The following is a 23650-nucleotide window of genomic DNA, read 5'->3' on the forward strand; positions in this document are numbered from 1 at the left end:
ATCAAAAAATCGGGAGCACCGGGACGTCGGTGTTGTGATTATGGAATTGCCTAGGCGTAAGCAGATCCTTTGTTGATGCGCGTGCCGCATGGAACTCACCTAAGACGCTAAACGAATAGACCGACGGCACTAGGGGAATCGTGTGAGCGCTAGCCGGGTGCGAGCTCAGAGACAAGAAGTAGCGCTTGCGCTCGTGGAATTGTTCTCTATCTCGCAGCGACAGGATATTGCTTCTTGCGGCGACCGTCGCCGCGTACCCGCTTCGTTCCAGTTTGGCATCCTCGTATGCAACCGCTACTTCGCCGACCGCGTGCGAGCATGCGGCAATCAGCGAGTTCCGTATCCCTGCCCCGATAGCAAAAAAGGGAAGCTCCTCGGATTCAGCGGTCGCAATCACCAGGAAACCCTCTATCGGAACCTCAAGGCGATAAGCCCGCAGGTGAACGTCTGACGCACGCCCCGATGAACGAGCCTGCCAGATTGGCCTCATGCCAACGGAGCGCCGGTACCACATCTCGCAGCAATAGTGGCGCTCGAGTACCTCGTTTCGGGCATGGGCTACGGCACGGTGACAGTCGGTGTGTATTGCACACCCGTTGCCGTGCAATGCAGCGCCATGCAACGACGCACCGAGAAGTATGTCCTCCGTCGCCAGGGATGCCAACCGCGGGGAGCTGATAGCTGAGTGCTCGTATAGTTCGACGTCCTCGCCGAGAATCGGTTTCGCGGGATGGAATGCAAGGTGTTCGATCATTTCGAACGTTGCTTTCCATTCGCTGAGGTTCCGGTTGAAGTCAGATGCAAACCCAAATATCGGTAACCTCGCAGAAAACGCCGTTTTGATTGAGACCGCAGCACGAGAAAGCCATAATCCGGAGACGATCGAGCTCTCTGTCGAAGCGAGTGTCGCAGCGTCCAAAATCCCTTGCTTAGTTGACGGCATTAACAAGCTCCTTCAATCTAAGGAATCTTGCTTCTCCGGCACCGCACCGGTGCGGCTGCTTGCGATCAAAATCAAACTTCCTTAACTGAGATAGCTGAATAATGCGGTCGGTAAGTTCTATCATTGATGAGGTGAGCTGCCTGCCCATCGGAGTAAGAGACGCATGGTGCTCGATCGTCTCGAGTCCTCTGATTGCCTCATCAGTCACTTCGGCAAGTAGCTTGATATACCTTTCGTCGCAAGTTTTATCGTAAATCTCTCGAAATGAAAGGGCCATACGCGAAGCGACGAACGTGGCGTGAAATACGCCGTACATGGGACGAGGGTCCGATCTCAGCGGTGATGCAAACGTTGCCGCTTTGTCGTTCAGCACGATCGGATCTGCTGCCATGAGACAGTTTAAGTACGTGTGCGACGCCTCATGCACGATATGCTCAACGTAGTACAAGTCAGGAGACAAACACGGACGTGGCGTACGTATATAGATCTCACCAAACACGGTCGTGTCAGTGAGCCCTTGTGTGATTTTTCCGGAGAACAACTTGATCGATCGAACCAAGCTTATTATCTCGGTATGCATCTCGGGCTGATGGAGATAAAGGATGTTCAGCGCATTTTCGATGTGCCCTCTATGCGATAATTCCTCTTGTTCGGTGAGGGGCTCGGCTATTGCGTCAAGGCCGGTCTCCTTCCGCGCCACTTGCGTCGCTCGGCAGATTGCTTGGCCCTCCCAGCTGTCGGTGCCTATCGATTCTATCTGAAGCTTATGGCTGATTGGCGCTCCATCGAGTACATGGACAAGCTTGCGCGCAATTATGCGTGAAGTGTCGAGGTCGCCTTGCCGCATCGCGTGAATTAATACGTTATGAAGATAATGAACCTCGACCGGTAAACCTGCAGAAGATGAAATTTTCATCTCAATGTCATCGAGACTTGACGCGCCGAAGTCGAAAGTTGCGGGTAAGCAGCGAAGCAAATGCAGTATGCTGCGTTGCATTCTGAGCGTGTGCGTGCGGAGCGCTGCGATTGCGGATTTCGAGTTTGGATAGATGTCGAAAATAATCATTTGATTTTGTGGAAGCTTGGGTTGGAGATAAACGCTGCGAAACGGGTGGCGCACGTCTGTTTCCCGTGCCATCTATGCGGCCGGCACACTGTCGGGTCGTATCGTATCCACATCTTGTCGGAAGATATGGAGGCGGCTATGTCTCGGAACTCGGACAGTAGCTCGTTTCCATGCGGAGTAAACTCGTAGCGACTCATCGCGTCGATTCCAAGAAGCAACTCGTTCATCACTTGAGCGAGTGAATGGCGTAGATCTTCGCTGTGGTTCGTTGAGTAAAGTGCATGCAGTGCATGCGCCACCTTGGCGGAAACAAATGTCGCATGAAAGACGCCGAATAGTGGCCTAAGGTCGGCGCGAAGCGGGGAGCAGAGCTTTTGCGAACGATCGCTAATCAGTAGACTGTCAAGAGCGAACATGCAGTTCAGCTGCATATGTGCCATCTCATGTATCAGATGTTCGTAGTAGTAATAAGACGGGCTGGGGTGCGGTCCGCAATCGCGTATGAACATGGCACCCATTATTCGGGCGTCGCTGAATCCCTGCGTTACACGTGCGCGGAACAGTCTTACATTCGATACATGCGTTTTAAATTCGGAAGAGAGATCGGATCCGGCGAGTTGAATCATTTTCATTGCATTGTGGATGTGCCCGATGCATGCGGCGATCCTGGTGCAAGGTATAGCGGTGATTTCTTCTTTTTCGTTCTGCTCCCTAAGCGTCGCTAAGGCTGCTTCCTCAATCGAGAATTTTTCCCACTCGCTGTCCCGGAGCGACGATACCGACGCTGGTCGTGGCCATACTGATGCATCGTAAATTGCCCTGCAAAGGCCGAGAACATGTCGGTTGACCCCGGGCAAATCAGACGCACGCATCGCATTTTGCAGCTTATGGTGACGATAATGCACTTCCGGTGTCATTTGACAGCGCGATAGCTTATCAGCCAAGTGGCTTGGATCGACCGGGGATGAACACCTTTGCGTGTATTCGTGAACCAGCCTGAGAATGCTTCCTTGGATCTTTAGATCAAAGCTGCGGGCCAAGACTCTTGCGTGATCAGCTGATGGGCGCACAAAGAATAACGTCTTTAATGCCGTTTTCGCCACATCGGTACGTAGATAATCCATTTCGTATGGCATCCTCTTCATACAAAAACGCGAAGAGCCGGCGAGCATGGACCGCTCGCCGGCTCTTCGGAATTACCCGTTAGCGATGATCGAGCGTTCTTGTGTTGCCAGTGCCGTATCGAAAATTTCCTTGTCGTCCAGCTTGAAGATTACAGCAGGGGTGTCGATGTTCTCGGTCGAGTCCATTTGTGGTTCTCCATAAAGAGTCTGTTGACGGCCAATGGGGACCGCCGAGAACCAATCTACTGTCTCGAAATTGATGTGTAAACAAATTGAAAGACGCCCTATCCGGATGAATAGGCTATGACGGAAGTGCGTGGCGGCGGGCAAGCGTGACGTCGTCGGACGCTAGTGCAGAAGTTGCGACTCGTGACAGGCGGGTGCACCCGGACGTGCTTGCCCGACGAGGGCCCACCGTGTGGTGGTCAGCTGCAGCGCAACGGATCTTCGCCGAACAACGGCCGTTCACGCCGATCGCGCATTCGGTCGTCTATCAGCCGATGCGCAAGGAAGTGACCGGGTTCAAGATCGATCCGTTTGGGCCGACGCAGTTTTGGAGTGTGGGATTGTGATGAAAGGACATTGTTCGGAATGGGCCGATAATCGCCTGAGCACCGCTACTAGTATTATTTTCGACCGCTTGTTCGGCTAATCAAAGGTCAGTAATATCCGCCTACGCCGGCCCGTCCGGCCTACGAATAGGGGGAAACATGATGCAAGACAGCCTGGTGCGCGCCGCGCGAGCGACCGCTTTCGCAGCCGCAGCCCTGGCGGTGTCTCTCGGCGCCGCGACGATCTCGCAAGCCGCGACGATTCCGAACAAGACGCTCGTTTACTGCTCCGAGGGCAGCCCCGCCGGCTTCGATCCGGCTCAATACACGACGAGCGTCGATTTCACCGCGAACACCTTCACGAGCTATAACCGCCTCGTCGAATTTGCCCGCGGCAGCACGAAGATCGAGCCGGGCCTCGCGGAAAAGTGGGATGTCTCGCCCGACGGCAAGACCTATACGTTCCATCTGCGGCACGGCGTCAAATTCCAGACGACGTCCTTCTTCAAGCCGACGCGCGAATTCAACGCCGACGACGTCGTCTTTACGTTCGAGCGCATGCTCGATCCGAACCAGCCGTTCCGCAAGGCCTACCCGGTGTCGTTTCCGTACTTCACCGACATGGGCCTCGACAAGCTGATCAAGAAAATCGAGAAGGTCGACCCCTACACCGTCCGCTTCGTGCTCAACGACGTCAACGCGCCGTTCCTGCAGAACATGGGCATGGAATACGCGTCGATTCTCTCTGCCGAATACGCCGATCAATTGCTGAAAGCGGGCAAGGCAGCCGACATCAATCAATACCCGGTCGGCACGGGCCCCTTCATCTTCCGCAGCTATACGAAGGATTCCGCGATCCGCTTCGACGGCAACCCCGACTACTGGAAGCCGAATGCGGTCAAGGTTTCGAAGCTCATTTTCTCGATCACGACCGACTCGAGCGTGCGCGCGCAGAAGATCAAGCGCAACGAATGCCAGATCATGAGCTATCCGAAGCCGGCCGATCTCGCCACGCTCAAGAGCGATGCGAATGTCGACATGGCGTCGCAAGCAGGCTTCAACCTCGGCTATCTTGCTTATAACGTGCAGCACAAGCCGCTCGACAACGTCGATGTGCGGCGTGCGCTCGACATGGCGATCAACAAGAAGGCGATCGTCGAGTCGGTCTATCAGGGCGCGGGCCAGGCCGCGACGAACCCGATGCCGCCCACGCAGTGGTCGTACGACAAGAACCTGAAGGCCGCAGCGTACGATCCGGCGAAGGCCAAGGCGCTGCTTGCCAAGGCCGGCTTTCCGAACGGCTTCGAAATCGCGCTCTGGGCCATGCCGGTGCAGCGCCCGTACAACCCGAACGCCAAGCTGATGGCCGAGATGATCCAGTCCGACTGGGCCAAGATCGGCGTGAAGGCCAAGATCGTCACGTATGAGTGGGGCGAGTACATCAAGCGCGGCCACGCGGGCGATCAGGACGCCTATCTGATCGGCTGGACCGGCGACAACGGCGACCCCGACAACTGGCTCGGCACGCTGCTCGGCTGCGAGGCCATCAACGGCAACAACTTCTCGAAGTGGTGCTACAAGCCGTTCGACGAACTCGTCCAGAAGGGCCGCACGACGACGGATCAGGCCAAGCGCACGAAGTACTACGAGGAGGCCCAGAAGATCTTCGCCGATCAGCTCCCGTTCTCGCCGATCGCGCACTCGACCGTCTATCAGCCGACGACGAAGGCCGTCGTCGACATGAAGATCGACCCGCTCGGCTATACCCGCTTTGACGGTGTCGGCATGAAGTGATGCGACGCTCGCGCATGTCGATGTTTCATCGGCATGCGCGTCGACGACCGAAGACTGCGACAATCGATCCGGCGACAGGGGCGGCGAGCCCCTCGTCGCCGGTCGCTTTTTCCCCACGACGATAAAGGGACGAACCATGTTCCGATTCGCTTTGCGCCGCGTCGGCATGGTGATACCGACTTTCATCGGCATTACCTTGCTCGCGTTCGCGCTCATCCACCTCATCCCGGGCGACCCCATCGAAGTCATGATGGGCGAGCGCGGCGTCGATCCGGCCATGCATGCCGAGGCCTTGCATCGGCTGGGGCTCGACGAGCCGCTGCCGCTGCAGTACATCCATTACGTCGGGCGTGCGTTGCATGGCAATCTCGGGCTCTCCATCATCACGAATACCAGTGTGATGGGCGAATTCCTCGCGCGCTTTCCGGCCACGGTCGAGCTTTCCGTCTGCGCGATGCTCTTCGCGCTCTTGATCGGGCTGCCGGCCGGCGTGTTCGCGGCGCTCAGGCGCGGGACCATCGTCGATCACGGCGTCATGGGCACCGCGCTCACCGGCTATTCGATGCCGATCTTCTGGTGGGGCCTCATCCTGATCATGGTGTTCTCGGGCACGCTCGGGTGGACGCCGGTGTCCGGCCGCATCGGCATCGAATACGATCTGCCGCGCGTAACCGGATTTTTGCTCGTCGATTCGCTGCTCGCGCCTGACGAAGGCTCCTTCAAATCGGCCGTGAGCCATCTGATCCTGCCGTCGATCGTGCTCGGCACGATTCCGCTCGCCGTCGTCGCGCGCATGACGCGTTCGTCGATGCTCGAGGTGCTGCGCGAAGACTACATCCGCACCGCGCGCGCGAAGGGGCTTTCACCGGTGCGCGTCGTCGTCGTCCATGCACTGCGCAATGCGCTGATTCCCGTGGTGACGGTGATCGGCCTGCAAGTGGGCACGCTGCTCGCGGGCGCCGTGCTGACCGAGACGCTCTTTTCCTGGCCGGGCATCGGCAAGTGGCTGATCGATGCGATCGCGCGGCGCGACTATCCCGTCGTGCAAGGCGGCATTTTGCTCATCGCCACGCTTGTCATCGTCGTCAACCTCGTCGTCGATCTGCTCTACGGCGTGTTGAACCCCCGCATTCGCCATACGCGCTAAGAGGTTCCTATGGCAGACATACAAAACGTAGTGCCCGAGGCCGTCACGCCGGCGGGCGGGCGCGTGCTGGCCGCCCGCGAGTTCTGGGCCAACTTCTCGCGCAACCGCGGCGCCGTGATCGCGGGTGCGATCGTGATCCTGCTCGTTGCGCTCGCCATCGCCGCACCGGCCATCGCGCCGCACAGCCCCGCCGAGCAGTACCGCGATTTCGTCAAGATTCCGCCCGCCTGGCTCGAAGGCGGCAACTGGCGCTTCGTGCTCGGCACCGACGAAGCGGGGCGCGACATTCTTTCGCGCCTCATCTACGGCGCGCGGATGTCGTTCTGGATCGGCTGCGTGTCGGTCGTGCTCGCGCTCATTCCAGGCATCGTGCTCGGTCTCGTGGCCGCCTTCTTCGAGAAGTGGGCCGACGCGCCGATCATGCGCCTTATGGACGTGCTGCTCGCGCTGCCCTCGCTGCTGCTGGCGGTGGCCGTCGTTGCGATCATCGGCCCGGGTCTCACCAACACGATGCTCGCCATCGCGATCGTTGCGCTGCCGGGCTATGTGCGGCTCACGCGCGCGGCCGCGCAGGGCGAACTGCAAAAGGAGTACGTGACGGCCTCGCGCGTAGCGGGTGCGGGGACGCTGCGCCTGATGTTCTCGCAGGTGCTGCCGAACTGCGCGGCACCGCTCATCGTGCAGGCGACGCTCGGCTTTTCCTCGGCCATTCTCGATGCGGCCGCGCTCGGCTTTCTCGGGCTCGGCGTACAGCCGCCGACCGCCGAGTGGGGCGCGATGCTCGCCTCCGCGCGCGATTACATCGACAATGCGTGGTGGATCGTGACGATGCCGGGTCTCGCGATTCTCGTGTCGGTGTTGACGATCAACCTGCTCGGCGACGGTTTGCGCGATGCGCTCGACCCCAAACTGAAACGGATGGCCTGACCATGAAAGATCTATTGACCATCCGCAATCTGGCCGTGACCTTTGGCGGCACGCCCGCCGTGGACGGTGTCGATTTTTCGATCGCGCCGGGCGAGGTCGTCGGCGTGGTGGGCGAATCGGGCTCGGGCAAAAGCGTGACGATGATGGCGCTGATGGGCCTCATCGACGCGCCGGGCATCGTTACCGCGGACGAAATCTCCTTCGACGGGAAGGATTTGCTGCGCGCCTCGGGCAAGGCCCGCCGCAAGATCGTTGGCAAGGACATCGCGATGGTGTTTCAGGACGCGCTGACGAGCCTGAACCCGAGCTATACCGTCGGCTATCAGATCAAGGAGGTGCTCAAGCTGCACGAAGGGCTGCGCGGCGCGGCGCTCGAGCGGCGCGCGCTGGAACTGCTCGAGCTGGTGGGCATACCCGACGCGAAGAACCGTATTCAGGCCTTCCCGCACCAGATGTCGGGGGGCATGAATCAGCGTGTGATGATCGCGATGGCCGTGGCCTGCAACCCGAAGCTGCTGATTGCCGACGAACCGACCACCGCGCTCGACGTCACGATCCAGGCGCAGATCATGGACCTGCTCGTCGCGCTGCAAAAGGAGCGTGGTATGGCGCTCGTGCTGATTTCGCACGATCTCGCCGTCGTCTCGCAGGTGGCTCAGCGCGTGGCTGTCATGTACGCCGGGCAGGTCATCGAAACGAACGACGTGCCCGACATTTTCGCGCATCCGCATCATCCCTATACCGAGGCATTGCTCGCGGCCATTCCCGAGCACAATCTCGGCGCGCGGCGTCTGGCGGCCCTGCCGGGCGTCGTGCCGGGACGCGACGACCGCCCGAAAGGGTGTCTCTTCGCGCCGCGCTGCAAGTACGTGGTCGACGATTGCTGGAAGGGCCGTCCAGCGCTCGCGCCGCTCGACGTACGCAAGGAGGGCATGCGCGCTCGCTGCATCAAGCCGCTCAATACCGATCCGCATGCGTCCGCCGGCGCGTTCGCGCAAGGAGGTGCACGATGAACGCCGTGCCTCAAACCCCGCGTATGCCGGGCCATGAAGACGACGTGCTCGTGGCCGATGGGCTGACGAAGCATTATCACGTGCGCCGGGGGCTCTTCGGCCACGGTACGGTCAAAGCCCTGAACGGCGTGTCGTTTTCGCTTGCGCGTGGCAAGACGCTCGCCGTCGTCGGCGAATCGGGCTGCGGCAAATCGACGCTTGCGCGCCAGCTGACGATGATCGAGGCACCGACCTCCGGCCGTCTCGAAATCGAAGGGGAGAACGTGCTGGCGGCCGATCGCGCGAAGCTTGCCGAACTGCGCCGGCGCGTGCAGATGGTGTTCCAGAATCCGTTTGCCTCGCTGAACCCGCGCAAGACGGTCGAGCAGACGCTCGGCGAGCCGCTTGCGATCAACACGTCGCTCACGGCGACCGAGCGGGCCGAGCGCATTGCCCAGATGATGCGCACGGTCGGGCTGCGGCCCGAACATGCGAAGCGCTATCCGCACATGTTCTCGGGCGGCCAGCGCCAGCGCATCGCCATCGCGCGTGCGATGATTCTCGATCCGCGCATCGTGGTGGCCGACGAGCCCGTTTCCGCGCTCGACGTGTCGATCCAGGCGCAGATCCTCAATCTGTTCATGGACCTGCAAGAGCAGTTCAAGACGAGCTACGTGTTCGTCTCGCACAATCTGGCCGTGGTCGAACACGTGGCCGACGACGTGATGGTCATGTACTTCGGCGGCGTTGCGGAACTCGGCGCGAAGCAAACGATCTTCGCAAAGCCGCGCCATCCCTACACGCGCTCGCTGATGTCGGCGACACCGGCCATCTTCGAGTCGGATCGCCGCATGCGGATCAAGCTGCAGGGCGAGTTGCCGTCGCCGCTCAACCCGCCGTCGGGGTGCACGTTTCATCAGCGCTGCCCCTACGCGATCGAGCGCTGCCGGCGCGAAGAGCCGCTCCTGCGCGAGGTGGACGCGCGACTCGTTTCCTGTCACCGCGCCGAGGAGGTGGGGGAGATGGATGGCTGAAACCCGGGCGGCGCGGCGCGTGCGCTGGCTGTCGCAAGGCGGCGTTGCCGCCTGCGCGCGCGCGCTGCGCTCGTTCGTGCGCCGCACCGCCGTTGCCGCCATGGCTGCCATGGCGGTTCATGCGGCGGGGGGCGCCATGAGTGGCGCCGGCGGGTCCGGCGATAGCGGTGGCGGCCCGATAGCGGCGGCCCGGGCGGCCGGCAGCGTCCGGCCGCCCGCCTCCATCCCCGGCTTTCATGCGCCGCCCGACGCCTCGGGCACGAGCGCAAGCGGCCCCGTGCGGGCCGAGCCCGCCCATATGCCGTTCTATGTGGCGACGAAGGGCACGACCACCATCTATCTGCTCGGCACGCTGCACGTCGGCGACCCATCCGACTATCCGGCCAATCAGCCGTTTCGGCGTCCCATTCTCGCCGCGCTCGCCGCCTCGCCCACGCTCGCGCTGGAGCTGTCTCCCGACGACCTCATCGAATCGCAGGACGATGTTTCGAAGTACGGCGTGTGCACCTACGCCTGCCTGCCGCGGCTGCTGCCGCCGCTGTTGTGGCGCAAGCTCGCGGCGCGCTTGCGCGGCAATCCGGCCGCGCTCGCCGAAATTCAGAAGACGCGGCCGTGGCTTGCTTCGCTGCTCGTCGAGACGTACGGCGCGCTCAGTGCCGGCCTGCAGACCGAGTACGGGACGGAGGCGCAGCTTCAGAACGTCTACCTGCGTTCGCGCGGCAAGGTCGTGGGCCTCGAGACGCTCGCCGAGCAGATGCGTGCGTTCACGAACCTGACGCTTTCCGAGCAGCGCGAAATGCTCGCGCAGGACCTCGAGGAAACGCCGGCCGGCATGGTGGCCGACGTGAAAGAGCTGCACCGGCTCTGGCGCGCGGGCGACGCCGACGCGATCGCGGCATGGGCCAGTGCGAAATCGGAGCGCCTTGCCGTGGCGCCGGCCGTCGCCCGCTCGCTCGACAACAAGATCGTGTACGAGCGCAATCGCCGTTTCACCGCCCGCATGCTGGCGCTGGCCGCGCCGAACCGGCCCGTCTTCATCGCGATCGGCGCGCTTCATCTCGGGGGCCCCAAAGGCGTGCTGGCGCTGCTGCGCCAGCATGGCTTCGTCGTGGATCCGAACTGATTGACGGACATGGCGGCCAACTGCTGCCGAGCGCGAGCGTGGCTTGCAGGCTACTCGAGTTCGATCGCTTTCGTCCCGGGCGGGTTTTGCCGCACCAGCAGGAGCCGGCTCGGCACCACTTCGGTTACAGATACATCGCGCAGACGCGCGAAGCTGCGGCGGGCGTCCTCCGTAAAACGCCGTTTCTCGGCGTTCGAGGGCCGGCCCGTCGGTTCGCGTCTGAAGTATTCGATTTCGGTCAGTGGGCCACACGACATCTTTTGCACCAGATAGCAACTCATCGTGCACTCGTGGAAGCGGAGGTGGCGCGCGCATGGGCACGCGTCATCGCGGCAGCGGCGGCAAAAAAGAAGTTCAGCCCGGCTGACGGGGGCCATTGATTTTTAACCAGCCGGACTGAACCGAAACGAAAAGCAGCGAGCAAACGTTTCTCGCGTTCGCTTTTTTCAGCAGATTGGCGCGATGCTTACGGGCGGTCAGGTCGCTGATGCCGAGATTGCGGGCGATCTGTTTGTCGCTGAGCCCTTCTCCGAGCAGGTGCAGAACCTGTAGTTCGCGTGCTGAAAACGGCGCCGCCATAGGGTCCGTCGTTTTTTTTTAAAGCATGCGGATATCGCACGAAATAGCGCGATACCAGTTGCGCCGATTTCCTGGCGTGAAACTTCGCAAGCAGCGCCTCGCGATGCTTGCGCGCGGTCGATATCGAGAAGGACAACTGTGCCGCGATTTCGCGGTCTGTCATGCCTTGCGCGATCAATGCAAGCACGGTTTCCTCACGACTCGTGGGCGTCATGCCTTCTCCTGTGACATTCGGTAAGAGTTGCGCCGCAACGGGAGCAGCCATCTTCGCGGCGCAGCGCGTTCCGGCAATGCGCGGCGCGGGCCACGCTTCGCTTCGCGAGCGATCCGGGGAAGCCGCGCGTGCCGGAAATCGGCTTTCGTGCGCTGAAATGCGCGTTCCATGCGGACAATGTTTTCGGTGCGTCGAATTTTCCATATATCGGGATTTCCATGGAATTAATGGGAGCCTCGGTGATTCGATATCAACTTGTCGCGGCGCGCGGTGTCGCGTTTTTTTGACGGACCCATTCTCTTTTTCGACGTTGCTTAGGGCTATTAGGCAAATGCGGTAGAAAATTCAGTTTCTGTAATGCCGAGATTTTTATTCTGGTTTGTGAATCTGCAAGGCTGAAATGCCGGCTACTTCATTTGCCGAATAGAGCCCACAGCATCGCGCGCCCACAATGAAATACATCGGTCGCGCTCCCCACGATTGGTGCAATAAGCACGATTTCTCTCAGGGCACTTATCGTCTCCCGCGTGAGGGCTTCGTAGTCCCGGTTGCGGGACGCATCCGATTAATGAGCTTGTTATCGAAACGTAACGATACCGTTTGCTCGCCCGAGGGGGCGGCCGCTTGCGGCCGGCTCCGTCGCGTACCGGGCAACGACGACATGCGGAGAAATTGCCATGGATGAGCGAGTCGAGCCGCTTCGCGCGCGGCAACAGGGCACAGCGATGGAGACGGCGCAGAGGATGCCGGGCGAGGACGATCGCGACGCGCATCTTTTCACCCCGTCGTTTTTCGAGCGGTTGCGAAGGCTCAATCGCGTACGCCGCGAGTTGCGTCGCATGCAGTTGCGCATCACACAAATCGATTGGGTTGGCGCGGAACTGTCGGTGCGCATCGAGCGCGACCCGGCGAAATCGCTCGCGCCGCTGCTCGACAGCATGGAGCGGCGCCGCTTTCGCCCCGTGGATGCGGGGGTGGAGGTGGCGGGGCAGTTCAAGGGCGTGACCGTGCGCTGGATCGAGCGCGGGGGGCCGGGCGTGGGCGCGGGGCGCAGTGCCCGGCTGCGGCCGGGCTGTGCGTCGTTGTGAATGTTCGGGAGACAAGCATGTTGAGTCTGCACGAACTCGCAGCATTGATTCTTCTCGAAGCGGCGCTCGATCGCGGCAACCTCGATCTCGCCGATATCGAGACGTTGCTCGCCCAGGAACTCGTGACGTTGGAGCCGTTGCCGTGCGGCCGCGAAGAACCCCGTCTTACGAGCCGTGGAGCGTCGATGGTCGCGTCCCTCACGCGTGTGGGGCGTCCGCGCACCGATTTTCATTGAATGCCGGCATGGCCGGGTCCTGCAAATGCGGATAAACGGAGTCCAATCATGAATTTTTCATGGAAGCAAATCGCGGCACAGCAAAAAGCGAATCTCGGTGTGGCGTTCGGGGTCGCCGATGTCGTATTCGATAGCGCGGAAAGGCTGGGCAACCTCAACATGGAAGCGATGAATTCGCTGATCAAGGATGCGCAGGACAACGTCATCCGCAGCGCATTGCCGAGATTGCCATTCGACGTGCTCCTGCCCCCGTCCTTTCCTCCATTGTTCTTCATCGAGAAGACCCAGTCTTATGGGCGGAAAGTCTATGACATCGCAGCGGGCGCGCAGGCGGAAATTGCGGATGTCGTGCGTTCGCGCTGCGACACGTATCGCGACTGGTTCTCTGACGAAGGGAGCAAAGGGAGTGCGCCGCCCGCGGAGTCCGCGGTCGTCGTATGGAAAGCGGCCATCGAGGCTGGCAATGCCTTTTCGGAGACGATTCAGAAGGCGGGCCTGCAGGCGCTGCAGGCCGCGGCCACCAACCTCGACGCGATGACGGTCGCAACGGCCAAGGCTGCGCGGCGAGCGACCGAGGGGGCGTCGTCCAACGGTCGGCGCTGAGGCAGCAAGGGTTGCGCGAGCCGCCGCTGCGGCTCGCGCAACCCCGGCGTTCGACGTGTGTGTTCCGATACCCCCGGCGATTGCCGCGGGTTTGTCCGTTCAGGTACGCAGTGTCGACGCGGCGAGCACCTCGATGCCGCTCGCATCGAGCGCGGATCGCAGGCGGCGTGCGAACGCCAGAGCATGCTCGCCGTCGCCGTGCAGACAGAGGGTGCGCACGTTGAGCGGCACCCAGCCGCCGTCGATGGCGCGCACGCGTTTGTCGCGCACCATCGACAGCACGTGGTCCAGCATCTCGTCTTCCGACTCGATCAGCGCTCCCGGCTCGTTGCGCGGCACGAGCGAGCCGTCGCCGCGGTAGCCGCGATCGGCGAAGCCTTCTTCGATTGCCGCGAGCCCGGCTTCGCGGGCCGTTTCGATGAAGCGGCTATTGGCAAGCCCGAAAATCGCAAGCGACGGATCGAAATCGTGCACGGCCGATACGATCGCATCGGCGATCGCGGGATCGCGCGCCGCCTGGTTGTAGAGAGCGCCGTGGGGCTTCATGTGGGCGACCCGTCCGCCTTCCGCCTGCGCGATGGCGGAAAGCGCGCCGAGCTGATAAAGGATGCCGGCGTAGATGTCGTCCGCCGGGAGGTCCATCTCCTTGCGCCCGAAGTTGTCGGGATCGTGGAAGCTCGGGTGCGCGCCTATGGCCACCCCTTTGTCGATGGCGAGCCGCACGCAGTCGCGCATGGCATTGGCACCGCCCGCGTGCCAGCCGCAGGCGATGTTCGCCGAGCTCACGAGGCCGAGCAGCGCCTCGTCGGAGCCGCTTCCTTCGCCGAGATCGGCATTCAGATCGATTTCCATGACTACCTCTTTCAAACCCTCAGGCTGCATGCGCCGCGCGCCGCAGCCGCTCTTCGTGCATGGCCATCGCCACGTCGATCTGCCGCAAGTACGCCTGCTGCTCGCCGAGCGTGGCAAGCGCTTCCTCGCGCGAGCTATGGACGAAGCGTACGCCACCGTTCAATCGCACCTGGGCGAGCTTCCACAGGTCCGCCTGGATCACCGCACCGATACGCGCATAGCCGCCCGTCGTCTGCGCATCACCCATCAGCACGATCGGCTGCCCGTTCGGCGGAACCTGTATCGTGCCCGGCAGCACCGCATGCGACAGCAATTCCGTGGGCGTGGAGCGGGTCAGCGCGCTGCCGGCCAGCCGGTATCCCATGCGGTTGCTCTGCGTGGTGACGCGCCACTCCTCCGACCAGAACGACTCTTTCGCTTCGTCGGCGAAGCTGTCGTATTCGGGGCCGCGCAGCACCCGGATCAACGTGGCGCGCTCGGCACCGGCCGTGTGCCGGCCGCGGCGCGCGGGCTCGTGCGATGGCACGGCGAAACGGCACCACTGCGGCGCCTTTACCCCGAATGGCGGTGCATCGAGTGCGATGCCGGCACCGGCGCCACCGGCCAGGCTGGCGGTGGCGAGACGGTCGCCCTCGCGCAGGGCCCGCCCGCCGAGCCCGCCGAAGTGGGCGCATAGATCGGTGGCGCGCGAGCCGAGGATCGGCAGAACGTCGACACCGCCGCGCACGCAGACATAGCCGCGCATGCCGCGCGAGGCCGCACGCAGCACAAGTTCCGTGCCCGCCGGCACCGGCAGGCTCCACCATGCATGCACGGCCGTACCGCCCAGCGTGGCCTCGAACTGCGCACCCGCCAGCGCAATGCGCGTGGCGCGCGTGAAGCGCAGCACCGCGGGCCCGAGCGTGACCTCGATGGCGGCGGCGTGCGGCGCGTTGCCCACGAGGCGGTTGCCGACCTCGAGCGCGAGCGAATCGAGCGCGCCGGCCGTCGCGACGCCGAGATGCCGGTAGCCGGGCCGTCCGAGGTCCTGCACCGACGTGAGAATGCCTGCCCGTACGACTTCGATCATGGCTCGATCTCCGCAATCGTGAAGCGCACGAGATCGCCGGGCTGCAGCAATGCGAACGGCTCGCGCGCCGGATCGAAAAGCGCGAGCGCGGTGCGTCCTATCAATTGCCAGCCACCGGGCGACGCAGCCGGATAGATGCCCGTCTGCGCGCCGCCGATGCCGACCGCGCCGGCCGGCACTTCGATGCGCGGCACTTTGCGCCGCGGCGTGTGCAGCGATTCGTCGAGGCCGCCCAGATACGCGAAGCCGGGCTGAAACCCGAGAAAGAACACGATGTAGTTGCCGCCGGCGTGGCGCGCGACCACTTCTTCGGCGGATAGCCCCGTGTGCTCGGCCACCGCCCCGAGATCGGGACCGAATGCCCCGCCGTAGCGGACCGGTACGTCGATCACGCGCGCTTCGGCATCGACGATCTCCGCCTGCTCCCAGGCCAGGGCGAGCTCGGCGGCGAGCGAGGAAACATCGGCCGAAAGCGGATCGAACACGATCGTCAGATTGTTCATGCCGGGCACGACGTCGACAACGTGCGGCCATTGCCGGGTCAGTGCGGCAACGGCCCACACGCGCTTTTGGCACTCGAGCGTGGCGGGCGGCGGCACTTCGCAAACAAGGGCCGTATCGCCGAACGGAAAGATGCGGGGCTGGTTCATCGAGGGTATCCAGGAAGCCGACACGGTAGGCGCGCGGCGCCGGTGCGCGGATACCCGCGGCACCCCTCGCCGTCCGTGTATCCGGCGCATATTATCGGTAAAATGTCGACAATTTACAAACGAGCGCATTGGCCGGGCGTGCGGCGGCCGGCGCGCGGCGCACCCTGCGCCAACCGTTGCCCCCTATTCGGCCCGGTCATCCCGGCCATTTCGATTCGCAGCCATGTCGCGCCATCCAACCAAGATCGTTTCCTCTGAGCACCTCGTCTCGGATACGAGTGCCGAGCTGTCCGAATTCGAATACGGGCTCATCATGATGGGCAACGCGTTCAACCGCTGGATGGTCCGCTGCATGTCCGCCGCCGGCGGCAAGGACATGACGGCCATCGAGGTTTCGCTGCTGCACCACGTGGGCCATCGCGAGCGCAAGAAGAAACTCGCGGATATCTGCTTCGTGCTCAATATTGAAGATACGCACGTCGCCACGTATGCGTTGAAGAAGCTCGTAGTGAGAGGGTACGTAAAAAGCGAAAAGACAGGCAAGGAAGTGTTCTTTTCGGTCACGCCGGCTGGCCGCGAACTGTGCGCCCGATACCGTGAGGTGCGGGAGCGCTGCCTGATCGCCGCGCTCAAGGAGAGCGGGCTCGGCAACGCGCAGATCGGCGAGGCCGCGCAACTCATGCGCAACGCATCGGGACTTTACGATACGGCCGCCCGCGCTGCCGCATCGCTTTGACGAAAACAGGACGAGCGCCGCATGCCCGGGCGGCCGAACCCGGTGGTTTCCTCAAGCGCGCTCGCGCAGGCGCGTGGCGACTTCGGTGACGATGCCGTCGAGCGGGCGATCGTGTGGTTCGTGCGCCAGCGCTTCGATCCGGCATGCCTCGTAGGCGATACCGACCGTTATGGGCTGCGATGGGCCGGGCCATGCCGCGAGCGTGCGGTCGTAGTAGCCGCCGCCATAGCCGAGCCGGTAGCCTGCATCGTCGAAGCCGACGCAGGGCACGAGCAGCAGATCGGGCAGGACGGCCGGCGTATCGAGCGGTTCCGGTATTCGATGATGGCCCATGCGCATCGGAGTATCGGGCGACCAGGCATGAAACGCGAGCGCCTGGCCCTTGACGGCGATGACAGGCAGCGCGGCTTGCCGCCGCGCATCGCCCGCCAGCCACGCTACGAGCGCGTCGCGCGCGTCGAATTCGCCCGGCAGCGGCCAATAGAACCCGACGGAGAGGGGCGACAAGCGAGCGAGCACGCTGTCGAGCCGAGCGGCGAGCGCATCGTTGGCGCCGATCGTCGCGGCCGCGCGGTGACGCACGTCACGCAAGGCTTTGCGCAATTCGGCTTTCGAATTCGCCGCCGCGTTGCATGCTATGCTTTCGCTCAATTTTTGCTCCACTCAACATGATGTCGAAACGCCTTGTTCGAGTATATCGCGCGGCTTGCTCCGCCCTGGCCGCCGCGGCACTCGTCGCGTGCGGCACGGCGTCTGCCGGGCGTCATGCCGCTACGCCCGCGGCACTGACCGACGATCAGATCTTCGTGCAACTGCGCGAGGCTGCCCGCAACAACGACGCGGCGAAAGCCGCGCGGCTCGCGGCGCAGATTCCCGACTATCCCGCGCCGTCGTATCTCGAGTATTTTCAGCTCAAACCGCAGCTCTTCGACGGCAGCGGCCATGCCCGGCTCGATGCGCCCGACGCGCCGGTGCTCTCGTTTCTGCAGCGCCATGACGGCGAGGCAATCGCCGATCGCCTGCGCAACGATTATCTGACCGTGCTCGGCGCGCGCCACGACTGGCGCACCTTCGACGCCCAATACGCGCGCTTCGTGCTCAACGACGATACCCAGGTGAAGTGCTACGCGCTCGAATCGCGCGCGTCGCGCGGCGAGAACGTTGCCGAGGCGGCCCGCGCATTGCTCGTCGAGCCGCGCTACTACGGCGACGGCTGCGTCGATCTGGTGACGGCGCTCGCGGCCAACGGGCAACTCACGTCGGACGACGTGTGGCAGCAGATCCGGCTCGCCTACGAGCAGGGCGTGACGTCTACCGGCGCGAAGCTCGTAGACGCGCTCGGTGCGGTGCGTCCCGACCCGACGAAGCTCGACCAGGCTACGAGCGCGCCGCCGCTCCTGCTCGCGCGCGGCGTGGGCGCCGATTCGGCATCGCATCAACTCGCGCTGTTGGCGACCACGCAAATGGCGCGCACCGACGCGGCAACCGCCGCTGCCACGTTCGCGACCGTTGCGCCCCAGCTCTCGCTGGCGGAACGGGCGATCGGCTGGGGCACGATCGGGTATCAGGCGGCCGCGCGGCAGGTGTCGGGGGCGGTCGACTGGTTCCGGCTCTCGGCGAATGCGCCGCTGTCGTATCCCGCTTATGAATGGCGCACCCGCAGCGCGTTGCTCGCGGGCGACTGGACGATGGTGCGCTGGTCGATCGAGCAAATGCCGCCCGCGCTGCGCAGCCGGCCGGCATGGGTGTATTGGCATGCGCGCGCGCTCAAGCAGGCAGGCGAAACGGCCGGCGCCAATCAGGAATTCGCGCAGATTGCGCCGCGCTTCGATTTCTACGGCCAGCTCGCCACCGAAGAGCTGGGCGGCAAGATCTCCGTCCCGCCGAAGACCGTCGTCAGCGATGCCGAGGTGGATGCCGTTTCCAAGACGCCGGGCTTCGATCTTGCTCGCCGCTTTTACGCGCTCAATTTGCGGCTCGAAGGCAACCGGGAATGGAATTGGCCGCTGCGCGGCATGACGGACAGGCAGCTGCTTGCCGTGGCCGAGTATGCACGCCGCATCCGCCTTTACGACCGCACCGTCAATACGGCTGACCGGACGCAGGCGGACCACGACTTTTCGCTGCGCTACCTGTCGCCCTTTCGCGACATCGTCGAGCGCGACGCGCAATCGAACGGGCTCGATGTGGAATGGGCCTACGGGCTGATCCGGCAGGAGTCGCGCTTCATCCTGAACGCGCGCTCCGAGGTGGGGGCGGGCGGCCTCATGCAATTGATGCCCGGCACGGCGAAGATGGTCGCGAAGAAGATCGGCCTCGGCCCGGTGACGGCCTCGGAGCTGAACGACATCAACACGAACATCCTGCTCGGTACGACCTATCTGTCGATGATCTACAATCAGTTCGACGGTTCCGCCGTGCTCGCGACGGCCGGCTACAACGCCGGGCCCGGGCGCCCGCGGCAGTGGCGGGCGACGCTGCAGCGGCCCGTCGAGGGTGCGATATTCGCGGAGACGATCCCGTTCAACGAGACCCGCGACTACGTCAAGAATGTGCTGTCCAACACGGTCTATTACGCGGCGCTGTTCGAAGGCCGTCCGCAGTCGCTGAAGGCACGGCTCGGCGCCATTTTGCCCGACTGACGCCGCGCCGGTGTGTGCCGCGCCCCGTTGCCGGGCGCACGGCGCCGCGCCGGATCGTCGCGGCGCCCGCCAGCCAGGGAGTCGAAGATGCGACATCAATCGGTAGCGTTGATCGGCGGTTCGGGCTTCGTCGGTACGCATCTCGCAAACGCGCTGATCGCGGCCGGCAAGAGCGTGCGCATCGCCACGCGGCGCCGGCAGCGTGCGGCGCATCTCACTTTGCTGCCGCTCGACGTGATCGAGCTCGACGTGTTCGATCCGATCGAGCTTGCGCGCTTCGTCGAGGGGGCCGATGCGGTCATCAATCTCGTCGGCACGCTGCATGGCCGGCGCGGCACGCCGTACGGTCCCGAGTTCGCCAGGCTTCATGTCGAGCTGCCATCGAAGATCGCGGCCGCCTGCGAGGGCAAGAGCGTGCATCGCCTCATCCATCTGAGTGCGCTCAATGCCGACCCGCAGGGCCCGAGCATGTACCTGCGCTCGAAAGGCGATGGCGAGAAGGCGGTGCGCGGCGCGACGCGGCTCGCCACGACGATTTTCCGGCCGTCGGTCGTCTTCGGCCCCGAAGATCGTTTTCTCAATACGTTCGCGCTGCTGCAGCGGCTCTTCCCCGTCATACCGCTCGCCAAGCCCGATGCCAGGTTCCAGCCTGTCTACGTGGGCGACGTGGCCAAGGCGATCGTGCGCGCACTCGATCTCGATGCCGCGACAGGGCGCATCTACGAACTCGGCGGGCCGACGGTCTATACGCTCGAAGCGCTCGTGAAATATTGCGGGGAAGTGATCGGCCGCCACGCGCGGATCGTGCGGCTGCCCGGCGCATTCGCCTACATGCAGGCGTTGACGTTCGAGATGCTGCCCGGCGAGCCCGTGCTCGCGCGCGACAACCTCGATTCGATGATGCGCGATGCAATCATGTCGGGCCCGATCGCGCCGGAGCTCGATCTCGATCCGGTGAGCATCGAGGCGATCGCGCCGGCCTACCTCGGCGCGGCGTCGCTGCGCTCGCGCTTCAACGCGTTTCGCACGACAGCGGGACGGTAGGATCGAATCGTCGGCTCGTGGCAGCGAGCACCGTTTTTTTCAACCTGCACCTCAACCTGCACCATTACGCGCGATATGAAACTCGTCATCGGAGACAAGAACTATTCTTCCTGGTCCATGAGGCCCTGGGTGTTGATGCGTCATGCCGGTATTCCCTTCGAAGAGGTCGGAATCGAGCTTGGCGAGGACGAAACGCCGGCGCGTATCGCACAGCATTCGCCGTCGGGCAAGGTGCCTTGCCTCGTGACCGATGACGGGCAGTCGGTCTGGGAGTCGCTTGCGATCCTCGAGACGCTGGCCGAGCGCCATCCCGAGCATGCGCTCTGGCCGCGCGATGCGGCCGTGCGCGCACACGCCCGCTCGGTGTCGAGCGAGATGCATGGCGGCTTCGGCGATATGCGCACGACGATGTCGATGAACATCCGCGCGAAGCGCCCTGGCGCGGGCGCCACGCCGGGCACGCTGGCCGATGTCGCCCGCATCGACACGATCTGGAACGACTGCCTGAAACGCTACGGCGGCCCTTTCCTTTTCGGCGAGACGTTCGGCATCGCCGATGCGATGTATGCGCCCGTCGTGATGCGCTTCAACACCTATGCACCGACGCTTTCGGCGGCAGCGGCGGCCTACTGCGAGCGCGTGACGGCACTGCCGGCCGTGCGCGAGTGGATCGAGGCGGCCGAGCGCGAAACGCACCGGCTCGCCAAGTACGACGACCTCGCATGAAGATTTACGCGGTAGGCGGCGCCATTCGCGACGAGCTGCTCGGCATGCCGGTGTCCGACCGCGACTATGTCGTGGTCGGCGCCACGCCCGAGCAGATGATCGCGCAAGGGTTCAGGCCCGTCGGCAAGGATTTTCCGGTGTTCCTGCACCCGCAGACGCACGAGGAGTATGCGCTCGCGCGCACGGAGCGCAAGACGGCCGCTGGCTATCACGGCTTTCAGTTCTACTATGCGCCCGACGTCACGCTCGAAGACGACCTCGCGCGGCGCGACCTCACGATCAACGCGATGGCGCGCGAGCTGCGGGCCGACGGGGTGCTCGTCGGCCCCGTGATCGACCCGTTCGGCGGGCGCGCGGATCTCGAGGCCAAGCGCTTTCGGCACGTGGGCGACGCGTTCGTCGAGGATCCGGTGCGCATACTCAGGCTTGCACGCTTCGCCTCGCGTTTTCACGACTTCGAGGTCGCCCCGGAAACCCTCGCGTTGATGAAGCGGATGGTGCAAGCCGGCGAAGTCGACGCGCTCGTGCCCGAGCGCGTGTGGCAGGAAATCTCGCGCGGGCTCATGGAAAGGAAGCCCTCGCGGATGTTCGCGGCCCTGCGCGAGTGCGGCGCGCTGGTGCGCGTGCTGCCCGAGATCGATGCGCTCTTCGGCGTGGCGCAACGCGCCGATTACCATCCCGAGGTCGATACCGGCGTGCACGTGATGATGGTCGTCGATCATGCCGCCGCGCGCGGCTATGCGCTCGCCGTGCGCTTTGCGGCGCTCACGCACGACCTCGGCAAGGCCACCACGCCGGCCGACGTACTGCCGCGCCATATCGGTCACGAAATGCGCAGCGTCGATCTGCTCAAACCGATGTGCGAGCGGCTGCGCGTGCCGAACGAATGCCGTGATCTCGCGCTGCTCGTCGCACGCGAGCACGGCAACATTCATCGCGTGATGGAAATGGGGGCAGCCGCGCTCGTGCGCCTGCTCGAGCGCGCCGATGCCCTGCGCAAGCCCGCGCGCTTCGCCGAGGCTCTGCAGGCATGCGAAGCCGATGCGCGGGGCCGGCTCAACTTCGAAACGCGGGACTATCCGCAACCGGAGCGGCTGCGCGTGGCGCTCGCCGCGGCGCGTTCGGTCGATGCCGGCGCGGTGGCGCAGGCCTTCGCGAGCGAGCCCGCGAAGATCAAGGACGCCGTGCATCGCGCGCGCATCAAAGCCGTGGCCGAGGCCCTCGGCCAGGATGCCGAAGCGAATAGCGATTCTTAGCGATTCATAAGGTATGCGAACGATCGCCGCGGCCAAAGGCGGCGATCGTGGTGTCGAGGCCGCGCGAGAAGGCGATCACCTTGAAGAGTTCGCCCATCTCGGCCTCCGAGACGAGTTTCTGCACGGCGTTCGCGGCGGGCAGGTAGCGGGCCGTATCGGCGGGATCGATGCCGGCCAGCACCTCGACGACGCCCGCATTCATCAGAAACCGCGCCTGTGACGTGTACCCGAGCAGATCCGCCCCCGTTTCGACGCCCGCCTCGGCGATGGCCGTGAATTCGACGTGCGCCGTGATGTCCTGCAGCCCCGGGTAGAAGAACGGGTCGCCGTGCGAGCGGTGGCGATAGTGGCAGATCAGCGTACCCTCGGCGCGCTGCAGGTGATAGTACTCGTGCCGCGGAAAGCCATAATCGATGAAGAAGGCCGCCCCGCGCCCGAGCATCGAGCAAACGGTGCGCGTGAAGGCCGCGGCTGCCGCGTGCGTTTCGGTGACGTAATCCGCGCCTGTGCCCGCGCCTGTGTCTGTTTCGGCATCGACGGCAGCGAGCGCCGCCGCATCGTAGGCGGAAAGGCCGACGGCGCCCGGTTCGTCGCCGAGCGGGCGATCTTCGAAGCCGAGCCGGCCATCGCCGAGCACCGCCGCGCCGCGCTCATGCCATACGCCTGCCTTGCGCGCGAAAAGCTTGACGGGCATTGCGTCGAGCACCTCGTTGCCCACGGCTACGCCCTCGAAATGCGTCGGCAGCGAATCGAGCCAGCGCACGCGGGCGGCAAGCGCACCGGCCTGCGCCTCGATCGTGGCGCGTTGCCGCTCGCGCAGCTCGCCGGAAAGTTCGACGATCGAATAGCTTTCGATGTCCACGCCGAGCGCATCGAGTGCGCCGAGCAACCCCGCGGCGAGCTTGCCCGTGCCGGCGCCGAACTCGATCAGCGCGCGCGTGCCGCTTGCCGCGAGCGCCTCGGCGACGGCGCGCGCCAGCGTCTGCGCGAAGAGCGGCGAGAGTTCGGGGGCCGTGACGAAGTCGCTGCCGTCCTCGGCGTACAGGCCGAATTTTCGGGCGCCGCCGCTGTAGTAGCCGAGCCTGGGCGCGTAAAGGGCGCGCTCCATGTAGCGGTCGAACGGCAGCCAGCCGCCCGCAGCCGCGATTTCCTCGCGCACGAGGGCGCCGAGGGCCGCGCTGGCGGCGAGCGCATCGGCGCCGGGAACGGGTAAACTACCGGGTTCGTGAGCATTCTGATTCATCCCGGCATTGT

25 protein-coding genes and 1 pseudogene are annotated in these 23650 nt (G+C 63.9%); 15 read left to right on the forward strand and 11 right to left on the reverse strand.

The genetic code is table 11. The features are described from left to right. Position 1: 1 nt before the first annotated feature. The 3 genes from U0034_RS10990 to U0034_RS11000 are packed head-to-tail and all read right to left on the reverse strand — an operon-like array spanning position 2 to position 3133. On the reverse strand, positions 2–943 hold the full coding sequence (locus U0034_RS10990; protein ID WP_114717964.1) for a YcaO-like family protein: 942 nt from the start codon (positions 941–943) through the stop codon (positions 2–4). Continuing rightward, positions 930–2009, reverse strand: a complete 1080-nt coding sequence (locus U0034_RS10995) for an aKG-HExxH-type peptide beta-hydroxylase (protein ID WP_158243553.1) — start codon at positions 2007–2009, stop codon at positions 930–932. The genes U0034_RS10990 and U0034_RS10995 overlap by 14 nt, the downstream gene beginning before the upstream one ends. Beyond that, a complete protein-coding gene (locus tag U0034_RS11000) occupies positions 2006–3133 on the reverse strand; it encodes an aKG-HExxH-type peptide beta-hydroxylase (protein WP_158243552.1) in 1128 nt (375 codons plus the stop codon). Before U0034_RS11000 ends, U0034_RS10995 begins: the two co-directional genes overlap by 4 nt. A gap of 416 nt (positions 3134–3549) precedes the next feature. On the opposite strand from U0034_RS11000, the gene U0034_RS11005 reads away from it, so the two are divergent. The 7 genes from U0034_RS11005 (at position 3550) to U0034_RS11035 (ending at position 10701) form a co-directional block, all read left to right on the forward strand. After that, positions 3550–3705 (forward strand): hypothetical protein, encoded by a 156-nt coding sequence (locus tag U0034_RS11005; RefSeq protein WP_158243551.1) that lies wholly within the window; start codon positions 3550–3552, stop codon positions 3703–3705. Positions 3706–3843: 138 nt separating this feature from the next. Continuing rightward, entirely contained in the window at positions 3844–5478 is a 1635-nt protein-coding gene (locus tag U0034_RS11010; RefSeq protein WP_085228490.1) for an ABC transporter substrate-binding protein, read from the forward strand. A gap of 136 nt (positions 5479–5614) precedes the next feature. Next, positions 5615–6625: an ABC transporter permease subunit gene (locus tag U0034_RS11015; protein WP_085228491.1), complete on the forward strand. Its 1011-nt coding sequence runs from the start codon at positions 5615–5617 to the stop codon at positions 6623–6625. 9 nt (positions 6626–6634) lie between these two features. Then, positions 6635–7552, forward strand: a complete 918-nt coding sequence (locus tag U0034_RS11020) for an ABC transporter permease subunit (protein WP_085228492.1) — start codon at positions 6635–6637, stop codon at positions 7550–7552. 2 nt (positions 7553–7554) lie between these two features. After that, positions 7555–8565 carry an ABC transporter ATP-binding protein gene (locus U0034_RS11025; protein WP_085228493.1) on the forward strand — a complete coding sequence of 337 codons (1011 nt, stop codon included), beginning with the start codon at positions 7555–7557 and terminating at the stop codon, positions 8563–8565. Next, positions 8562–9578 (forward strand): peptide ABC transporter ATP-binding protein, encoded by a 1017-nt coding sequence (locus tag U0034_RS11030; RefSeq protein ID WP_085228494.1) that lies wholly within the window; start codon positions 8562–8564, stop codon positions 9576–9578. The genes U0034_RS11025 and U0034_RS11030 overlap by 4 nt, the downstream gene beginning before the upstream one ends. Continuing rightward, a complete protein-coding gene (locus tag U0034_RS11035; protein ID WP_233212000.1) occupies positions 9571–10701 on the forward strand; it encodes a TraB/GumN family protein in 1131 nt (376 codons plus the stop codon). Before U0034_RS11030 ends, U0034_RS11035 begins: the two co-directional genes overlap by 8 nt. A gap of 50 nt (positions 10702–10751) precedes the next feature. On the opposite strand, the gene U0034_RS11040 is transcribed toward U0034_RS11035, so the two are convergent. The 3 genes and pseudogenes from U0034_RS11040 to U0034_RS29225 all read right to left on the reverse strand — a co-directional run. Then, entirely contained in the window at positions 10752–10982 is a 231-nt protein-coding gene (locus U0034_RS11040) for a hypothetical protein (RefSeq protein ID WP_085228495.1), read from the reverse strand. 73 nt (positions 10983–11055) lie between these two features. Beyond that, positions 11056–11280 carry a response regulator transcription factor gene (locus U0034_RS11045; RefSeq protein WP_085228496.1) on the reverse strand — a complete coding sequence of 75 codons (225 nt, stop codon included), beginning with the start codon at positions 11278–11280 and terminating at the stop codon, positions 11056–11058. Positions 11281–11389: 109 nt separating this feature from the next. After that, positions 11390–11698 (reverse strand): annotated as a pseudogene (locus tag U0034_RS29225) (LuxR C-terminal-related transcriptional regulator); the annotation flags it as partial. Between the two features lie 473 nt (positions 11699–12171). Here U0034_RS29225 and U0034_RS11050 point away from each other — a divergent pair. From U0034_RS11050 to U0034_RS11060, 3 genes are read left to right on the forward strand one after another with little or no spacing between them, the layout of a single operon-like run. Further along, on the forward strand, positions 12172–12582 hold the full coding sequence (locus U0034_RS11050; RefSeq protein WP_085228498.1) for a hypothetical protein: 411 nt from the start codon (positions 12172–12174) through the stop codon (positions 12580–12582). Between the two features lie 17 nt (positions 12583–12599). Then, positions 12600–12818: a hypothetical protein gene (locus U0034_RS11055; RefSeq protein WP_085228499.1), complete on the forward strand. Its 219-nt coding sequence runs from the start codon at positions 12600–12602 to the stop codon at positions 12816–12818. Next, the gene (locus tag U0034_RS11060) at positions 12819–13421 is read left to right on the forward strand and encodes a phasin family protein (protein WP_085228500.1); all 603 of its coding nucleotides are present in this window, start codon (positions 12819–12821) and stop codon (positions 13419–13421) included. A gap of 99 nt (positions 13422–13520) precedes the next feature. On the opposite strand, the gene pxpA is transcribed toward U0034_RS11060, so the two are convergent. From pxpA to pxpB, 3 genes are read right to left on the reverse strand one after another with little or no spacing between them, the layout of a single operon-like run. After that, on the reverse strand, positions 13521–14273 hold the full coding sequence (gene pxpA, locus U0034_RS11065) for a 5-oxoprolinase subunit PxpA (protein ID WP_085228501.1): 753 nt from the start codon (positions 14271–14273) through the stop codon (positions 13521–13523). 19 nt (positions 14274–14292) lie between these two features. Further along, positions 14293–15342, reverse strand: a complete 1050-nt coding sequence (locus U0034_RS11070) for a 5-oxoprolinase subunit C family protein (protein WP_085228502.1) — start codon at positions 15340–15342, stop codon at positions 14293–14295. Continuing rightward, positions 15339–15992: a 5-oxoprolinase subunit PxpB gene (pxpB, locus tag U0034_RS11075; protein WP_085228503.1), complete on the reverse strand. Its 654-nt coding sequence runs from the start codon at positions 15990–15992 to the stop codon at positions 15339–15341. The genes U0034_RS11070 and pxpB overlap by 4 nt, the downstream gene beginning before the upstream one ends. Before the next feature lie 223 nt (positions 15993–16215). Between pxpB and U0034_RS11080 the strand changes: the two genes are divergently transcribed. Continuing rightward, positions 16216–16728: a winged helix DNA-binding protein gene (locus U0034_RS11080; RefSeq protein ID WP_085228504.1), complete on the forward strand. Its 513-nt coding sequence runs from the start codon at positions 16216–16218 to the stop codon at positions 16726–16728. A gap of 51 nt (positions 16729–16779) precedes the next feature. Here U0034_RS11080 and U0034_RS11085 read toward each other — a convergent pair whose 3' ends face one another. Then, on the reverse strand, positions 16780–17379 hold the full coding sequence (locus U0034_RS11085; RefSeq protein WP_085228567.1) for a 5-formyltetrahydrofolate cyclo-ligase: 600 nt from the start codon (positions 17377–17379) through the stop codon (positions 16780–16782). Between the two features lie 20 nt (positions 17380–17399). Between U0034_RS11085 and U0034_RS11090 the strand changes: the two genes are divergently transcribed. The 4 genes from U0034_RS11090 (at position 17400) to U0034_RS11105 (ending at position 22396) form a co-directional block, all read left to right on the forward strand. Next, on the forward strand, positions 17400–19370 hold the full coding sequence (locus tag U0034_RS11090; protein ID WP_085228568.1) for a lytic transglycosylase domain-containing protein: 1971 nt from the start codon (positions 17400–17402) through the stop codon (positions 19368–19370). A gap of 87 nt (positions 19371–19457) precedes the next feature. Then, a complete protein-coding gene (locus U0034_RS11095) occupies positions 19458–20414 on the forward strand; it encodes a complex I NDUFA9 subunit family protein (RefSeq protein WP_085228505.1) in 957 nt (318 codons plus the stop codon). A gap of 75 nt (positions 20415–20489) precedes the next feature. Further along, positions 20490–21140: a glutathione S-transferase family protein gene (locus U0034_RS11100; protein WP_085228506.1), complete on the forward strand. Its 651-nt coding sequence runs from the start codon at positions 20490–20492 to the stop codon at positions 21138–21140. After that, on the forward strand, positions 21137–22396 hold the full coding sequence (locus tag U0034_RS11105; RefSeq protein ID WP_085228507.1) for a multifunctional CCA addition/repair protein: 1260 nt from the start codon (positions 21137–21139) through the stop codon (positions 22394–22396). The genes U0034_RS11100 and U0034_RS11105 overlap by 4 nt, the downstream gene beginning before the upstream one ends. Positions 22397–22400: 4 nt before the next feature. On the opposite strand, the gene U0034_RS11110 is transcribed toward U0034_RS11105, so the two are convergent. Next, positions 22401–23639, reverse strand: a complete 1239-nt coding sequence (locus tag U0034_RS11110) for a class I SAM-dependent methyltransferase (RefSeq protein ID WP_085228508.1) — start codon at positions 23637–23639, stop codon at positions 22401–22403. Positions 23640–23650: the final 11 nt, after the last annotated feature.

This window comes from Trinickia caryophylli (assembly GCF_034424545.1).
In the GTDB taxonomy this organism is placed as follows: Bacteria; Pseudomonadota; Gammaproteobacteria; order Burkholderiales; family Burkholderiaceae; genus Trinickia; species Trinickia caryophylli.

What these genes read in the sequence shown, in the direction of transcription:
- U0034_RS11040 (WP_085228495.1), bottom strand. Translation starts at nt 10,982, where the DNA reads ATGAGTTGCTATCTGGTGCAAAAGATGTCGTGTGGCCCACTGACCGAA.
- U0034_RS11105 (WP_085228507.1), top strand. Translation starts at nt 21,137, where the DNA reads ATGAAGATTTACGCGGTAGGCGGCGCCATTCGCGACGAGCTGCTCGGC.
- pxpA (WP_085228501.1), bottom strand. Translation starts at nt 14,273, where the DNA reads ATGGAAATCGATCTGAATGCCGATCTCGGCGAAGGAAGCGGCTCCGAC.
- U0034_RS11095 (WP_085228505.1), top strand. Translation starts at nt 19,458, where the DNA reads ATGCGACATCAATCGGTAGCGTTGATCGGCGGTTCGGGCTTCGTCGGT.
- U0034_RS11070 (WP_085228502.1), bottom strand. Translation starts at nt 15,342, where the DNA reads ATGATCGAAGTCGTACGGGCAGGCATTCTCACGTCGGTGCAGGACCTC.
- U0034_RS11030 (WP_085228494.1), top strand. Translation starts at nt 8,562, where the DNA reads ATGAACGCCGTGCCTCAAACCCCGCGTATGCCGGGCCATGAAGACGAC.
- U0034_RS11090 (WP_085228568.1), top strand. Translation starts at nt 17,400, where the DNA reads ATGTCGAAACGCCTTGTTCGAGTATATCGCGCGGCTTGCTCCGCCCTG.
- U0034_RS11110 (WP_085228508.1), bottom strand. Translation starts at nt 23,639, where the DNA reads ATGAATCAGAATGCTCACGAACCCGGTAGTTTACCCGTTCCCGGCGCC.
- U0034_RS11045 (WP_085228496.1), bottom strand. Translation starts at nt 11,280, where the DNA reads ATGGCGGCGCCGTTTTCAGCACGCGAACTACAGGTTCTGCACCTGCTC.
- U0034_RS10990 (WP_114717964.1), bottom strand. Translation starts at nt 943, where the DNA reads ATGCCGTCAACTAAGCAAGGGATTTTGGACGCTGCGACACTCGCTTCG.
- U0034_RS11010 (WP_085228490.1), top strand. Translation starts at nt 3,844, where the DNA reads ATGATGCAAGACAGCCTGGTGCGCGCCGCGCGAGCGACCGCTTTCGCA.
- U0034_RS11020 (WP_085228492.1), top strand. Translation starts at nt 6,635, where the DNA reads ATGGCAGACATACAAAACGTAGTGCCCGAGGCCGTCACGCCGGCGGGC.
- U0034_RS11055 (WP_085228499.1), top strand. Translation starts at nt 12,600, where the DNA reads ATGTTGAGTCTGCACGAACTCGCAGCATTGATTCTTCTCGAAGCGGCG.
- U0034_RS11025 (WP_085228493.1), top strand. Translation starts at nt 7,555, where the DNA reads ATGAAAGATCTATTGACCATCCGCAATCTGGCCGTGACCTTTGGCGGC.
- U0034_RS11015 (WP_085228491.1), top strand. Translation starts at nt 5,615, where the DNA reads ATGTTCCGATTCGCTTTGCGCCGCGTCGGCATGGTGATACCGACTTTC.
- U0034_RS10995 (WP_158243553.1), bottom strand. Translation starts at nt 2,009, where the DNA reads ATGATTATTTTCGACATCTATCCAAACTCGAAATCCGCAATCGCAGCG.
- pxpB (WP_085228503.1), bottom strand. Translation starts at nt 15,992, where the DNA reads ATGAACCAGCCCCGCATCTTTCCGTTCGGCGATACGGCCCTTGTTTGC.
- U0034_RS11080 (WP_085228504.1), top strand. Translation starts at nt 16,216, where the DNA reads ATGTCGCGCCATCCAACCAAGATCGTTTCCTCTGAGCACCTCGTCTCG.
- U0034_RS11035 (WP_233212000.1), top strand. Translation starts at nt 9,571, where the DNA reads ATGGCTGAAACCCGGGCGGCGCGGCGCGTGCGCTGGCTGTCGCAAGGC.
- U0034_RS11050 (WP_085228498.1), top strand. Translation starts at nt 12,172, where the DNA reads ATGGATGAGCGAGTCGAGCCGCTTCGCGCGCGGCAACAGGGCACAGCG.
- U0034_RS11060 (WP_085228500.1), top strand. Translation starts at nt 12,819, where the DNA reads ATGCCGGCATGGCCGGGTCCTGCAAATGCGGATAAACGGAGTCCAATC.
- U0034_RS11000 (WP_158243552.1), bottom strand. Translation starts at nt 3,133, where the DNA reads ATGGATTATCTACGTACCGATGTGGCGAAAACGGCATTAAAGACGTTA.
- U0034_RS11100 (WP_085228506.1), top strand. Translation starts at nt 20,490, where the DNA reads ATGAAACTCGTCATCGGAGACAAGAACTATTCTTCCTGGTCCATGAGG.